The sequence below is a fragment of the Paenibacillus agaridevorans genome (assembly GCF_018604145.1).
GTDB lineage: Bacteria > Bacillota > Bacilli > Paenibacillales > Paenibacillaceae > Pristimantibacillus > Pristimantibacillus agaridevorans.
Genome location: NZ_CP075889.1, coordinates 798,683 through 813,041, shown reverse-complemented (window position 1 = coordinate 813,041; position 14,359 = coordinate 798,683). Strand labels below are relative to the sequence as shown.

Below are 14,359 nucleotides of genomic sequence, written 5' to 3'. Positions count from 1 at the left end.
TATACACTTAAATTAGTAGATTAAACAGAACAACATCTTGAGCTGGAGGGATATTTCATATGAAGATTCATGTTTTCGACACCTCGGAGCAATTGGACCGGTTCGCCGCCGACCTGTTTATCGATTTGATTAAGTCCAAGCCTGATGCCGTACTGGGATTGGCGACGGGATCGACACCTGTCGGCATTTATGCCAAAATAGTAGAACAAGCCAAACAACAAAACGTAAGCTTCGGCGGAGTAACGACGTATAATCTGGACGAGTACGTCGGCCTCACTCCGGACAACGATCAAAGCTACGCTTATTATATGAATCAACATCTCTTCTCCCACATTGATATTTCGCCGGAGCGCACCCATCTGCCGAACGGCATGGCGAGCGATCCGCAAGCGGAGTGCGCGCGTTACGAAGCTATGCTCGAAGAACGCCATGCCGATATTCAACTGCTCGGTCTCGGCCATAACGGGCATATTGGATTTAACGAGCCCGACTCGGCTTTGTCCGCCGGCACGCATGTCGTGAAGCTAAAGAACGAGACGCGCGAAGCCAATGCGCGCTTTTTCGCTTCCATGGACGAAGTGCCTGCCGCTGCGTTTACAATGGGCGTTGGTTCCATATTGAAGGCGAATACGATTCTGCTGGTTGTTCGCGGCGCGGAGAAGGCAAGCATCGTCAAGGAGGCATTAACGGGCCCCGTTACGACGCAAGTGCCCGCCTCCTTGCTGCAGACTCATCCGCGCGTAATCGTGCTGCTGGATCGGGAAGCAGGAAGGATGCTGGTATAGATGACGACCGCAGACGAACGTTTCATCATTAATCATGTGACAATCGTGCTGGAGGACGAAGTGACGGAAGGTTATCTTGCCGTAGAGAACGGAGAGATCGCTGCCATCGGCAGAGAGTCGGATGGCCTTGCGGGACGCGAGGGCTGGAACGTAATCGACGGCGGCGGAGGCATACTTCTTCCGGGATTCATCGATCTTCACGTTCACGGCGGATTTGGCGGCGACTTTATGTATGCCAGCCGCGAAAGCTTCGACAAAATTACCGCCTTCCACGCAAGACATGGCACGACCGGCATGCTCGCAACGACCATGACCGCAAGCAAGGAAGCAATCGACGCCGTTCTGGAGGCCGTAGCGGAATACAGATTGCACGGCATGGCCCATACCCCTCTGATCGGCGTCCATCTCGAAGGACCGTTTATAAGCGAGAAGTGGCCTGGCGCTCAGAACCCCGCCTTCATTCGAGATCCGCAGTTGCCTTGGCTGCAGGAATGGTCGGAACGTTATCCGGGTCTCGTCAAGCTGGTGACGCTTGCCCCGGAAAAAGACGGATCGCGCGAGGCCATCGCCTGGCTGGCAAGTCAAGGGATTATTGCATCGGCGGGACATACGGATGCGCTGTATGACGATGTCATCGGCGCGGCAAACGCCGGTCTCTCGCACGCGGTGCATACCTACAATGCAATGCGGGGTCTGCATCATCGCCAGCCGGGAACGCTTGGAGCCGTGTTGACGGATGATCGTATCCACGCTGAGCTTATTGCCGACGGCGAGCATGTTCATCCCGCGGCCATCAAGCTCATGCTGGCGGCCAAGCCAAAAAATCGCGTCATCCTGATCACGGACGCGATCGAAGCGGCGGGCATGCCGGACGGCGAATACGAGCTTGGCGGCCTGGCCGTTGCCGTGCAGGGTGGAACGGCCCGCCTTATCGAAGGCGGCGCGCTCGCGGGAAGCTCACTGACGATGATAGCTGCGTTCCGCTTTATGCTAAACGGCGGCTTCGGACTCAGTCTGAATGATGTCAGCGCCATGTCCAGCGGCAACGCTGCGCGCGAGCTCGGCATCTACGACCGCACCGGTTCCATTGCCGCAGGCAAGCAAGCCGATCTGGTGCTGCTCGACTCTTCGCTCAACGTTACGCATACTTGGGCGGCTGGCCGCACGATTTATTCGGCAGAGCAGCAATAAGAAGCTTAGATTTTATCCATACAAAAGAGCCGAAGGGAATCATTAGATTCGCTTCGGCTCTTTTGATTAAAACGTATTATATACATTTTCGCATTCTTCCGCGGTGGGCTCATAAAAGCAGTGCTTCTTCCATCGTCCTGCTAACGGCTGATTATACCAGGTTGGCGGACATGGGCCGGGATTTTCGAACGTTCCTGGACGGAAATACCATAGGGAGAATTTACCCGGCCAATTCCGTTCCCCATTTACAGACCGTTGCGCCAGACGGCGTTCCCTATCTCTTGCGCCTTGATAGTACATACCATGTTGCAAGGCTTCGAATGCATGAGGCTGGTTGATCATTTGTGGAATTGTCCGGATTTCTTTAAAATCGGAGCAATTCGCTCTTATTCGGTTAATACCAACATTTCCAACAAGGAGCATGCCCATCTCGCCTTCGGTCTCGGCTTCGGCGCGGAGCAACCTTGCCAACATATCAATATCCTGTTTCCTGGCTTTTACGACTGCCATTGGCTCACCTCTTTGTATTTCTAGACTCATCATATTATGGGTGAAGCGGAAGTGTTACCCTATCTGCGCCACTCCAATGTAGGCTTGCAACATTTTCCCAATACCTCTAGTCTGATTATATAAATTGATTCGAAGGTGGTTATCGGATGGTTTGCTTAGGTAAAAGTCGGTTTGTACGGCTTGCGAAGGTACTTATGATCGTTTGTTTATGCTTTCTGTTTGCCGCTGAGACCGAAATTCATGCTGAGAAGTCAGGGGTGCAACTCGAAAGCGCAAGCCTCGAAAGGATCGTAAGAATGGCTTTGCAAAAGCCCGAAGGCGAACTCACCCAGGAAGATATGGCAAGCCTGCGCTCGGTGGCAGGGTACAGGGTTACGAGCTTGAAAGGACTGGAGTACGCCGTCAATTTAAGAGAGCTTCGTATTATGAACGGGGATGTCAGCGATCTGAGTCCGCTCTCGGGACTTCGCCAACTACAGAACATTTCCTTGTACGACAATAAAATATCGGATCTTAGCCCGTTACGGGAGCTAAACCATGTTGCTCACCTGGACTTATCCATGAATAAAATAACCGATGTAACATCGTTGCAATCCATGACGGCTCTTAAAACGTTGGACCTGTCGGTAAATTTTGTAGCTGATCCGAAGCCGTTAAACGCTTTGACGAAGCTGGTGAGTCTGGACTTGAGCGATAATTTTATTGCGGATTTTAGCGGATTGCAGGACATGACCGAACTCGAATATTTGAATGCAGACGGGAACCTGTTCACGGATTTATCCCCGTTCGGACATCTCGATGCATTGCTTACGCTTAACGTTACCAACAATAAAGTGAAGGACCTGACACCTGTACAGCAACTAAAGTTTTTAAGTGTCGAGATATCCAATACGGATATAACAGATCTTTCACCTCTGGAAACGATGAGCACATTAAAAGTGATTTACGGCGCGAATACTTTACTCTTAAACGAACGATCGAAACAATTTATTGAAAAATTTAAAGCAGTAGGAAATTCGGTGTATCCGGATAACCCCTATACGTCGCCAAAGGTGTTCATCAATCAGGAGGTTCAAATGTTCCCGGTTCGTCCGATTCAGAATAAGGGAAGAGTTATGGTCCCGCTGCGTGCCTTATTGGAGTGGATCGGCGCTGAATTTATATGGGATGGAAAGACCAGACAGGTCGCTATGAGCTATAAGGGTTCGGAAATCATTTTAACCATCGATTCCAATGAAATGCTCGTAGATGGCAAGAAACAGAAAATGGATGCTAAACCTTACATTGAGGATGGGTACACGATGGTTCCTATTCGATTTATAGTCGAATCGTTTGGTTTCAATCTGGAGTGGGACGGCAAACGAAGATGGGTCATGCTGTCAGTAAATTAAAATTTGGTCGCGGCCTCCATCTTGGGCATCGTTAAAGTTACCGTTGTTCCTTCCCCCGCCGCGCTTTCGATCCGCAAGCCGTATTCGTTGCCGAAGCTGTAACGGATGCGCTCGTTTACGTTGGAGATGCCGATGTTGGACAACCTGCCTTCGGGCGACGACTCCCTCCCCTGAAGCAAATGCTCGACGGTATGCTGCGCCATGCCTTTGCCGTTATCCGCGACCGTGATGCGAAGCAGCTCGTCCTCCGACTGGCACCTGATCGTAATGAGCAAGTCGTAATCGATGCCGTCTTGGGCGTGAATGATCGCATTCTCTACTATGGGCTGAAGAATAAACTTCGGCGCCAGGCAGGTCTCCACGCCCGCTTCGACCTCCACTGCGACGTCAAAGGTCGAGCCGTAGCGGATTTTTTGGATTTCGACGTAATTGTCAATATTGCGGAGTTCTTCCTGGATCGTGACGTATTCCTTTTTATCGACGATCGTGTTTCTAAGCAGCTCCGCAAGCGCGCTTAACCCGATGCTGACGCTCTCCGCCTGGCTGAGCTGAGCCGTCCATTTCAACGAATTCAGCGTGTTGAACAGAAAGTGCGGGTTAATCTGCGCCTGCAGCATCTGCAGCTCGACCTCTCGCTTCTGCTGCTGCTCCAGCTTCGTCTGCTCCAGAAGCCCATTGACGGTATCCACCATAACGTTGAATTTATCCGACAAATAACCGATTTCGTCCTTGCCGGGGTCGGAGATAGACGTATTTAAATTGCCTCTGATGATCCGCGAAGTCTGCTCTACGAGCGCAGTCAGCGGCCGATAGATGGAATTGGATATCAGAAGCGCAAAGGTTAACGACACGACGACAAGCACGCCGCTGAGCAAGAGAATGTTCCGCTGAATGCTGCGGGTTTCCAAATTCAAATAAGCGTCAGGGATCGTGCTCACCAGATACCAGCCGGAATAGATGTCGAATCCATAGGCGACGAGATGAGTTCCGCCGCTAACCTCGGCTTGGAACACGCCTTCGCTTCTCGCCTCATGCTCGCGGATAAGCGGAATCAATTCGGCGTCGGGATAGGGAGCGTGCAAAAGAATTTCGGTGTTGCGGCTGGAGACGACGTTGCCGTTGCCGTCCAGTATAAACAGATCCGTGCCGGTTCCCATATCGACGTCCGCGTACAGCTGCTGCGAGTACAAAGGTTCGCTGATGCTGACGTAAATATAGCCAAGCGGCTTGTTCCAATCTTCGAGCGAATTGATTTTGCGGGCGATGACAAGGCAGGGCTCGCCCTGCTCCGTCGATACGTAGGACCACTGATCGCTTCCGTCCGCTTGGTCGATTAGCGTGGCAAGCCTTGCGAATTCGGCTTCTCCGATGGAGCTGTAGCCCATATCGTAAATGACGGTCTCCTTTGTGGAGACGATCCGCACGTTTTTAATATTTTGGAGCAGCTCCAATTGATCGCTGAGCAATGTATTGATGTAGACGTTCATGTCGCGTTTGGCGAATTCGTCGAGCGACTCGTACGACGTCGCGTATTGCTGGACGCGCGCATTAAGCATAATGGAATCGCTGAGCCCGATATACTTCCGGTTTTCGAGCTGTACGTTTTTGAGCAGTTGCTTCATGATTTCCGCCGAATAGGTGCTGATCTTCGATTCGATCGCTTCGCTGGTTTTGAGATAGGAGTAGATGCCGGACAACAGGATCGGTACCGTCGTCAGCAAAAGCAGCGCAAAGATAAGCCTCGATTTGATTTTTGTATTCCTAAGCAGTCTGTACCATCCACTTACCCATCGCATGCCGCTCATCCTTCCGGCCAGACTCTCATCCAGACTCTCGGTTCCTCACTCTCCCGTTGCGCGATTCGCGGGAATGGCCTTATAGTACAAGTAAATGGCAGAACCGTCAATCATCCCATACTGGAGGTCATGCGTCGTGATACGGAAAATATCGATCGGCCTGTTCTGTGTTTTTTTCTTAGTAACATTGACAGCCTGCAAGCTGGGAGTCTCTCATGAACCTGCTCCCGAAACCGTCAAAAATGCCTCGACCGGCTTCTCGAACAAGGCGTTGACCATAGCGGTATTTGAAGGCGCTTACGGCAAATCCTATTGGGAGGAGGTCGTAAAGCGGTTCGAAGCCGACTATCCCGGCGTGCGGGTCAATATTATCGCCAACCCCAAAATCATGGACGTCATCAAGCCGATGAACATCGCCGGCAATCCCCCCGACTTCCTGTACGCGCCGTTTACGGAGAGCACCAACATGGTGCGGAGCATGATCGGCAGCCGATCGTTCATGGATTTGACGGGACTGTTCGACAGCCCCGCGCTTGGACAAGACGTGCCGCTTAAAGGGATCATGATGGACGGCATTCTGGATTACGCCAGGCCCTATGGGGATGGAAAAGTTTATATGGCCCCCAACTATGTGACGACCGAGGGATTATGGTACAACAAAGCTCTCTTTAAGGAAAAGGGGTGGTCGCCTCCCCGCACCTGGGATGAATTCTGGGCGCTGGGCGAGGCGGCGAGCACCGAAGGCATCGCCTTGTTCACTTATCCGGGCGTCTACCCGGGGTACATCGGCTCCATGCTCTGGTCCTCCATCGCGTCGGAGAGCGGGGTTGCGGGGATCGAAGCCATTATGAACTACGAGAAAGGCTCCTTCGGCACGCCGGAGGTCAAGCGCGTCCTCGAGCTCTTCGAGAAGATGGCCGACACTGGCGCGCTGATGCCAGGCACTGTCGCCCTTAACCATACTCAGGCGCAGTCCGAATTTCTGAAAAACAAAGCGCTGTTTATCCCGAACGGCAGCTGGCTGGAGGGCGAAATGAAGGATATTTCCCGCGCGGAGGGATTCGAATTCGGCTTCCTGCTCACGCCGACCTTCGAGCCGGACGACCCGCAATTTGCCCGGATCAGCTTCGAAGCGATGTTTATTCCGGAGAAAGCCAAAAACAAGGAGCTCGCGATGGAGTTTATCAAATATCAGTATCGGGACGACATCATTCGGCTAAACGCCGAGAAATCGACTGGCGTCATCGCCGTGCGGAGCGGAGCCGAGCTCGCCAAGGACTCGCTGCCCGCCTCCGTGTACGACTCCGCGACGGTGTTCGAGCGCGGCGTCCAGCCGTTTCTATTCGAATGGAGGGTGACGCCGCCGACGCCTTTTAGCATCAACGACGAGGTGTTTAACCCGATCAACACGGTGATGAAAGGAGACATGTCGGTCGACCAGTGGATCGACCACGTCGAGAAGACGTTCGCCAGGCTCAGGGATTTGTTGGACAAAGTGAAGTAACTTCGCATCGCCGAACCGGCGCCAACTTGTTGGCGTCTTTTTTATGCAATCTGTTCAAGATCGTCAAGGTACTGTTCAAGATCGTGCATGTACCGACTGCGGCGGCGGGCGATATACTTACGACAAAAGGAGGAGTCACCCATGAAAAAAACGGCAATCGCATCGCTAACGCTGGCCGCGGCCCTTACGCTCGCCGCATGCTCCGGCAACAATGCAGGAACGAACAACAACGTCAGCCCTTCCCCCGCGGGTGCGGACCCTAGCCCGGCCCCAACTGAGAATACGGACAATGGAGGGTCCAAGCTGTCCGGAGATGTCGTGTTCTGGTCCATGTGGAGCGACACGGAGCCGCAGGCCAAAGTCATCCAAACGGCAGTCAAGGCATTTGAGACGGCAAATCCAGACGTAAAGGTCAACGTCAAATTTACGGGGCGCGAAATCAATAAGCTGATTAAGCCGGCGCTGGACGGCGGCGAAGCAATCGATATTTTCGAAGGGGATCCCGCCAACGCCATAAGCAGCCTCAAGGACCACTTGCTTAAGCTGGACGAATATTTGGGCCAGCCATCGATCGGCATGGACGGCAAAACGGTGGAGCAATCCTTGCTGCCGAGCCTCATGAGCTGGACCAAGTCGTTGTCGGTCGCGGCGGGTCTCGAGGAAGGTTTCTACGCCCTGCCGCAGCAGCCTTTCGCGGTGCTGTTCTTCTACAACAAAGAAGTGTTCGAGAAAGCCGGAGTAACTACGCCTCCGACGACCTGGGATGAATTTATGAGCGCGAATGAAAAAATCAAACAATCCGGCGTCGATCCCATCACCTTTGACGATGCATACCGCGACCTGTTTATCGGCGGTTACCTCAGCAGCGCGATGGGCCACGAATGGGTCGATCAGCTCGTTAACGACAAAACCGGCGACATGTGGAAGGATCCCATCGTTCTCCAGTTTGCGAACGACATTGTAACGATGCGCGAGAAAGGTTACTTCTCCAAGAAGATCGCCGGCAGCAAGTACCCGGCCGGTCAGCAAGATCTGGTGCTTGGACAATCCGCCGCCTATCTCAACGGCACCTGGCTGCCGAACGAAGTGTCCGCGACTGCCGGCCCGGACTTCAAGTGGGGGGCGTTCCAATTCCCTACAATCCCTAACGGCAACGGCAAGGGCGGCCATAAGGAGCTGACCTTCGGCGCTCAGGCGTTAATGTTGAACAAAAAAAGCGGAAACAAAGAGGCGGCGATGGAGCTGGTCAAATATTTGATCGGCAAAACCGCTCAAGAAGGCATGGTCCAGCAAGCGCAGGCGATTCCCGCCACGGTCGACACAGAGTGGCCGGCCGCGCTCGCGGAAGCCAGCGCGGCCATGGATCGCGCGGAGTTGAATCAGCCATGGGGAGCCGGCATCAATAATAACGCCGACCTTGCCATGAGCACGATCATTCCCGTCTTTATGGAGCTTGTCTCGGGCAAGATGACCGCCGAAGAGTACGTCGCCAAGATGAGCGCCGAGGCGAAGAAATTCCATAGCGCGGGCTAATCCGGGGGCAGTGCCGACTATGTGCAGCAATTCGCGAGAGTTGCTGCATACAGGTCGTCTTCGGCCCCATTCTACACCCAGGAGGGAAACGACATGCGCATCACCAGATCGACCATTGCCTTATTTCTGCTGCCGGCGGTCGTGCTGTACCTCTGCATCTTCCTATATCCGACCGTTCGCGCGCTGCTCATGAGCTTCTTCGAAATTCCGAACATCGCGAGCCGTATGTCGGACTGGTCGTTTATCGGCTTCGACAACTACTGGCAATTGCTCCACAACTCCTATTTCATCGATTCGGCCTGGAACGTGTTCAAAATATGGCTGATCGGCGGCATCATCGTCATGGTTTTCGCTTTTCTCTTCGCTGCCATTCTCTCGTCCGGCGTCAAGGGCAAAAGCTTTTGGCGATCGCTCGTCTATTTGCCCAACACCGTCACACCGGTCGTGCTTAGCGTCGTTTGGCTGCATTACATTTTCAATTCCAGCTACGGCTTCCTGACGACCGTCTTCCGCTTCCTCGGACTGGACGGCCTCGCCGATCTGCAATGGACGAGCGACGACCACCTGTTTATGTCCATGCTGATCGCTTATTGCTTCGGCTCCATCGGCTACTTTATGCTGCTGCTGAACGCGGGCATGGAACGTATCCCGCATGACTTCTACGAGGCGGCGCTGCTGGAGGGAGCCGGTCCATTGACCAAGTTCTTCCGCATCACGCTGCCGCTCCTGCAGGATGTTTTCCGCATGACCCTGGTGCTCTGGACGATTACGGCGATCAACTTCTTCGTCTGGTCCGCCACGTTCGGGCAGGAAAGTCCCGAGACGATGACGCCCGGCTACTACATGTACATCAAGGTGTTCGGCGCCAAGTCGAGCGTCTATCAGGAGTCTGCCTTTAACGTAGGGGCGGGAGCAACCGTCGGCGTTATTATTACGGTGTCTATTCTTGTCATCTCGGCCATCATCAACTTCTTGTTCCGGCGCCAAGAGCGTCTCGAATATTAACCGGAGGACTTCGCCATGGCTAATAAAATCCGTTACGTCCCGCTTTATCTCTGGCTGATGTTCACGATCGTCCTGTTCGGCTTCGCCATCCTGGCGTCGTTTAGCACGACAAGAGGCATCTTCACGAATGAACTGTTCGAGAGCGGCCTGCATGTCTCCAATTATCTCGTACTGTTTAAGGACATGAACATGGGCCGTTATTTCCTCAACAGCGTTATCTACACGGTGAGCGCCTGCATCGGCGTCCTCGTCGTGGCCGCGCCTGCCGCCTACATCTTGGGCAGAGTCCGCTTCCGGGGCCGAAGACTGGTGGAGACGATGTTTTTGTCCGCCCTGTCCATCCCGGCGCTGCTCATCACGATTCCGTTGTTCACCATGTTCGTTCAGCTAAAGCTGACGGGCTCCCTCCTGACGCTTGTGCTGATCTATATTTGCACCAACGTGCCGTTCAGCGTTTTCCTGTTGTCGGGCTTCTTCTCCTCCATCCCGAAGGAGCTGGAGGAGTCAGCCGCCATCGACGGCTGCGGTCCGGTTAAGTCGTTCGTCAAAGTGATGCTCCCCGTCGCCCAACCGGGCCTCATCACGGTATCGATCTTCAACTTCATCGCCATCTGGAACGACTATATTTTCGCGCTGATCTTCGCCAACAACCCAAAGACGCACACGTTGGCGCTGGCGCTGCAATCCATCGTTCAGGGTTTTACCAATTCCGGCAACTACGCCGGCATCTTTGCCGCTTCGATGGTCGTATTCGTTCCGACATTCGTACTGTACATCTTTATCTCGGGTAAAATCGTATCCGGCATAACGGTAGGCGCGGTTAAAGGATAAAGGATAAAGGCACTCTTCGCTCGAATTGGTTCTATATCCGCAACATAGAACGAAGGAGGGAAGGCGATGCTGCGCGTTATTATCGTCGACGATGAACGGACAATCCGGGTTGCCATGCGCACCATGATCTCCTGGGAAGAAAACGGCTTGGAGTTGGTCGACACCGCCGCCGACGGCAAGCAAGCGCTTCAATTAATCGACGCCTCCCCGATCGATATCGTCATTACCGATCTCAAGATGCCGAACATGAACGGCATCGAGCTGCTGCACGCCTTGGCGGAACGCGGCTTCGCCGGACGAAGCGTCGTGCTCAGCAACCATGGCGATTACGAGCTTGTCCGGGAGGCGATGAAGATCGGCGCCGTAGACTACCTGCTTAAGCTGACTTTGAAGCCCGACGATCTACTCCAGGCAATCGGCAAGGCGGGCGAGCTGCTGTCCCGGGACCGCAAGGACCGTGAGCATCGCCAGCGCCTTCAGCACGAGTTGACCGAAACGCAACTCGAGAAGCGCAATGCCGCCTGGAAGGAGCTTCTTCTGGAGGACGACGGCGGATTAAAGGACTCCATCCGCGAGGCGGAGCGATACTCCATTCCGCTCGACCGGCTGGAGGGGCATCTGTTTTACGTCTCCATCTGCAGATACAAGGAAACGCTGGCGACCGGCAAGCTGAAGAACAGAAAGCTGCTGCACTTCTCCGTCATCAATATTATCAAAGAGATCGCGTCGAACGCGACCGACATGGAACTGGTCGACTTTGGCGACGGACACTATGCCGCCCTGCTGTATGATACGACTTGGACCGAGGAAGGCGCGGACAGCTTGCAGCTTGCTTCCCATATCGTTAGGCTAATACGCACGTATTTGAACCTGGACGTCAACGTCGCGATCAGCGGTCGGTTTGACGGACTGGGCCAGTTGCGCGAGCAATTCCGGATATGCCGCGGCGCGTCCGTCATCAGCTTCTATCGGGAGGCGGGATTCGTGCTGACGGCTTCTTCCGTCACATTTGACGAGAGACTGACGGGCACGCGGTTTCCCGATTGGTCCGCCGGCTTCAAGTCCGCCTTCGAAGAAGAAAACGGAGAACGGCTCGATGCGCTAATGTCCGGCATGCTGGGCGAAATGTCGGATGCGCGCTGCGCGCCGGAGCTCGTATGCAATGTCTTCCTGATTCTATTTACGGATCTGGAGCACATCGTCGCCAAGTGGCGAAAGCTGAACGACCGCAGCGGCGAGTCGTCCGGCGGCGGCTCCATGACAGCGTTCAGGCAGCGCATTATGCAGGCCGAATCGCTGGGACAGCTCACGGAAGCGGCACAGGAGGCGCTGCGCCATCTCTCGTCCATGCTGCGGGACGCCAAGCGGCATAGCTGCCGCAAGGAAGTGCTGCAGGTCATCGCCATCCTGCACGAGCGCCTGGACGACAAGATGACGCTGGATATGCTGGCCACAAGCGTCAGCCTCAACGAAAGTTATCTCTGCCGGATCTTTAAGCAGGACACCGGCAAGAGCATTTTTCAATATATTAACGAGCTCAAAATAGACCGCGCCGTGGAACTCCTGAAGCAACGAGACGCGCGCATCAAGGAAGTCGCATTATCGGTCGGGATCGAAGACCCTTTCTATTTTAACCGGCTGTTTAAGAAAATGGTCGGCGTAAGCCCCTCCGAATACCGCAAAAACGTGTTGGAGGGCCATCATACCTAACGTCAGGAGGCTGAGATTCATGGCTGTGTATCCATCCATGCTTCAGTTGGACGGAGCCCCTATAGAAGGCAACAATCCGCTGCCCATGTTCATGAGCCGCAATCGGAACCGGGAAACGAACGACAACGGGACGTTGACCGAACGGCAGCGCGAAAAGCTCGGATACGAGACGGGGGAGCGCTACTTGCCTTACCGAATGCAAGACCGTTACTCCCGCAAGCTCCAGCCGATGAATATCGAAACGATCGTGCTCGAGAACGAGAAGCTGCGCGCCACCTTTCTCCCCCGCTATGGCGGCAGGCTGTATTCCCTCGTCGACAAAGAGACCAATCGCGATATCTTGTATGCCAATCCCGTCTTCCGCCCCGGCAATCTCGCGATTCTAAATGCCTGGTTCTCGGGAGGCATCGAATGGAACATCGGGCAGGTCGGTCATACGTTCGGCACCTGCTCCCCCTTGCACGCCGCCAAGTTGACCGACGCAAACGGCCATGAGTTCCTTCGCCTGTTTGATTACGAGCGCTGCAAAAACGTGTTCTGGCAAATGGATTTCCATCTGCCTCCCGGCTCGGAGCAATTGCAGCTCCATGTTCGGATCGTCAACGATAACGACGTTTCGGTGCCCATGTATTGGTGGACGAATATCGCGGTTACGGAGACACCGCAGGCGCGCGTATTTTCGGAAACGGACGAGGTGATCTATATCGACCATGGCGTCAAGGGATTCGGGCTTGGCACCCTCCCCCTGCTGCCGACCGTTCCCGGCGCCGACGTGTCGTACCCGATGAACTTCCCGTTCTCGAACGAATATTTTTTCCAGACGCCGGAGACGGTCAAGGCGCCATGGGAAGCGGTCGTCTATGAAGACGGCAGGATGTTCTACGAGCGTTCCTCCTCTTTGCTGCGTTATCGCAAGATGTTCTGCTGGGGCCATCATGCCGGCGGCAGGCGCTGGTGCGACTTCCTGTCGCGTCCCGGCGAAGGCAACTATATCGAGATTCAAGGCGGCTTCGCTCCGACGCAAATGCATGGGCTGGACATGCCGCCGGACACGGAGTGGTCTTTTACCCAAGTATTCGGCATGTCGGACGTGGTTGTCGATCGGGCGATCGGACCAGACTGGCACCCGGCGAACGGATATGTCCGGGATCAAGTGGAGCTGCAGATTCCGCAAGAGGAGCTGCTGAGGCTGCACGAAACGCTGGCGGAGGAAAGTTTGAAGCCGCCTGGCGAAACGCTGTTCGCGGGCTCCGGCTGGGGATCGCTCGAACAGGCGCGCCGCGAGCGGCAAGGCCGAAGATCGCTTCCGCAAGGCTTTGTATTCCCTCCGCTCGATCCGGAAGACGCGAATGCCGAATATGCGGATTGGCTCCGCTTGCTCGCGGATGGTCGCATGCCGGAGCGAAAACCGGAAGAGCAGCCGCGCTCCTGGATGGTACAGGACGAGTGGTTGACGCTGCTGTCCGACATTGTGTCGACAGTCCGCCATGGCAGCTGGAACGAGCATCTCCATCTCGGCGTCATGTTATACGAGCATGGCCGCGAGGAAGAAGCCATCGAGGCGTGGCGTACATCGCTCTCCCTGCAGCCGTCCATATGGGCGTACCGCAATCTGGCTGAAGCCATGCGACGCGACGGGAAGCTGGCGGAAGCACTAGCCTATTGGGACGAGGCGCTGTCTTTGACTCCAATCTTCCCGGATCAGTCGCTCTCCGAAGAATATATCCGGCTGCTGATCGAGGCCGAACGCTACCAAGATGCTTGGAGCTTTTATAAATCTCTGCCGGGCAAGCAACAATCCGCGGACCGCATTCAGATCATCGTCGGGGCGGCTGCTCTGGAGCTTGGAGAAGAAGCTTTTATCAACCGCCTGTTCCTGCAGGAATTCGCGGTCATCCGCGAAGGAGAGCTGCTGATCATCGATCTCTGGTACGGCTATCACTCGAGGAAACTTGCGAAAGAGCTCGGAGAGCCATTCGGCGAGCAGCACATCGAGGAGGTGAAGCTGTCCTTTCCGCCGCCTAACAATATCGACTTCCGAATTGTAGGCGAGTAGAAGAATGCGAGCGCGTTCAGTCAGAGGAATTTCACAATGAAGAGGAG

Annotated in this window: 11 protein-coding genes; 9 read left to right on the top strand and 2 right to left on the bottom strand. The window is 54.6% G+C overall.

Features of this window, described 5'->3' with window-relative positions; all coding sequences use genetic code 11:
- Positions 1-59: 59 nt before the first annotated feature.
- On the top strand, positions 60-785 hold the full coding sequence (gene nagB, locus KJW29_RS03260) for a glucosamine-6-phosphate deaminase (RefSeq protein ID WP_214628741.1): 726 nt from the start codon (positions 60-62) through the stop codon (positions 783-785).
- Positions 786-1,976 (top strand): N-acetylglucosamine-6-phosphate deacetylase, encoded by a 1,191-nt coding sequence (gene nagA / locus KJW29_RS03255; RefSeq protein WP_214628740.1) that lies wholly within the window; start codon positions 786-788, stop codon positions 1,974-1,976.
- A 66-nt stretch (positions 1,977-2,042) separates the two neighbouring features.
- Here nagA and KJW29_RS03250 read toward each other — a convergent pair whose 3' ends face one another.
- Entirely contained in the window at positions 2,043-2,486 is a 444-nt protein-coding gene (locus tag KJW29_RS03250; RefSeq protein ID WP_087566587.1) for a cell wall hydrolase, read from the bottom strand.
- Positions 2,487-2,782: 296 nt separating this feature from the next.
- On the opposite strand from KJW29_RS03250, the gene KJW29_RS03245 reads away from it, so the two are divergent.
- On the top strand, positions 2,783-3,877 hold the full coding sequence (locus KJW29_RS03245) for a stalk domain-containing protein (protein ID WP_214628739.1): 1,095 nt from the start codon (positions 2,783-2,785) through the stop codon (positions 3,875-3,877).
- Here the strand turns inward: KJW29_RS03245 and KJW29_RS03240 are convergent.
- The gene (locus KJW29_RS03240) at positions 3,874-5,673 is read right to left on the bottom strand and encodes a cache domain-containing sensor histidine kinase (RefSeq protein WP_214628738.1); all 1,800 of its coding nucleotides are present in this window, start codon (positions 5,671-5,673) and stop codon (positions 3,874-3,876) included. The two genes, KJW29_RS03245 and KJW29_RS03240, sit on opposite strands and share 4 nt — an antisense overlap.
- Before the next feature lie 136 nt (positions 5,674-5,809).
- On the opposite strand from KJW29_RS03240, the gene KJW29_RS03235 reads away from it, so the two are divergent.
- The 6 genes from KJW29_RS03235 to KJW29_RS03210 all read left to right on the top strand — a co-directional run bounded on the left by KJW29_RS03235 (position 5,810) and on the right by KJW29_RS03210 (position 14,312).
- Positions 5,810-7,177: a carbohydrate ABC transporter substrate-binding protein gene (locus KJW29_RS03235; protein WP_214628737.1), complete on the top strand. Its 1,368-nt coding sequence runs from the start codon at positions 5,810-5,812 to the stop codon at positions 7,175-7,177.
- A gap of 141 nt (positions 7,178-7,318) precedes the next feature.
- Entirely contained in the window at positions 7,319-8,710 is a 1,392-nt protein-coding gene (locus KJW29_RS03230; protein ID WP_214628736.1) for an ABC transporter substrate-binding protein, read from the top strand.
- Positions 8,711-8,803: 93 nt separating this feature from the next.
- A complete protein-coding gene (locus tag KJW29_RS03225; RefSeq protein WP_087566591.1) occupies positions 8,804-9,715 on the top strand; it encodes a carbohydrate ABC transporter permease in 912 nt (303 codons plus the stop codon).
- A 15-nt stretch (positions 9,716-9,730) separates the two neighbouring features.
- The gene (locus tag KJW29_RS03220) at positions 9,731-10,546 is read left to right on the top strand and encodes a carbohydrate ABC transporter permease (RefSeq protein WP_087566592.1); all 816 of its coding nucleotides are present in this window, start codon (positions 9,731-9,733) and stop codon (positions 10,544-10,546) included.
- A gap of 66 nt (positions 10,547-10,612) precedes the next feature.
- A complete protein-coding gene (locus KJW29_RS03215) occupies positions 10,613-12,256 on the top strand; it encodes a response regulator transcription factor (protein ID WP_214628735.1) in 1,644 nt (547 codons plus the stop codon).
- A 19-nt stretch (positions 12,257-12,275) separates the two neighbouring features.
- Positions 12,276-14,312: a DUF5107 domain-containing protein gene (locus KJW29_RS03210; protein WP_214628734.1), complete on the top strand. Its 2,037-nt coding sequence runs from the start codon at positions 12,276-12,278 to the stop codon at positions 14,310-14,312.
- The last annotated feature ends 47 nt before the right edge of the window (positions 14,313-14,359 follow it).

Bases quoted from the DNA above. Each gene is read 5' to 3' on its own strand.
- KJW29_RS03245 (WP_214628739.1), top strand. From the start codon at position 2,783: ATGGCTTTGCAAAAGCCCGAAGGCGAACTCACCCAGGAAGATATGGCA.
- KJW29_RS03220 (WP_087566592.1), top strand. From the start codon at position 9,731: ATGGCTAATAAAATCCGTTACGTCCCGCTTTATCTCTGGCTGATGTTC.
- KJW29_RS03240 (WP_214628738.1), bottom strand. From the start codon at position 5,673: ATGCGATGGGTAAGTGGATGGTACAGACTGCTTAGGAATACAAAAATC.
- nagA (WP_214628740.1), top strand. From the start codon at position 786: ATGACGACCGCAGACGAACGTTTCATCATTAATCATGTGACAATCGTG.
- KJW29_RS03215 (WP_214628735.1), top strand. From the start codon at position 10,613: ATGCTGCGCGTTATTATCGTCGACGATGAACGGACAATCCGGGTTGCC.
- KJW29_RS03210 (WP_214628734.1), top strand. From the start codon at position 12,276: ATGGCTGTGTATCCATCCATGCTTCAGTTGGACGGAGCCCCTATAGAA.
- KJW29_RS03225 (WP_087566591.1), top strand. From the start codon at position 8,804: ATGCGCATCACCAGATCGACCATTGCCTTATTTCTGCTGCCGGCGGTC.
- KJW29_RS03250 (WP_087566587.1), bottom strand. From the start codon at position 2,486: ATGGCAGTCGTAAAAGCCAGGAAACAGGATATTGATATGTTGGCAAGG.
- nagB (WP_214628741.1), top strand. From the start codon at position 60: ATGAAGATTCATGTTTTCGACACCTCGGAGCAATTGGACCGGTTCGCC.
- KJW29_RS03230 (WP_214628736.1), top strand. From the start codon at position 7,319: ATGAAAAAAACGGCAATCGCATCGCTAACGCTGGCCGCGGCCCTTACG.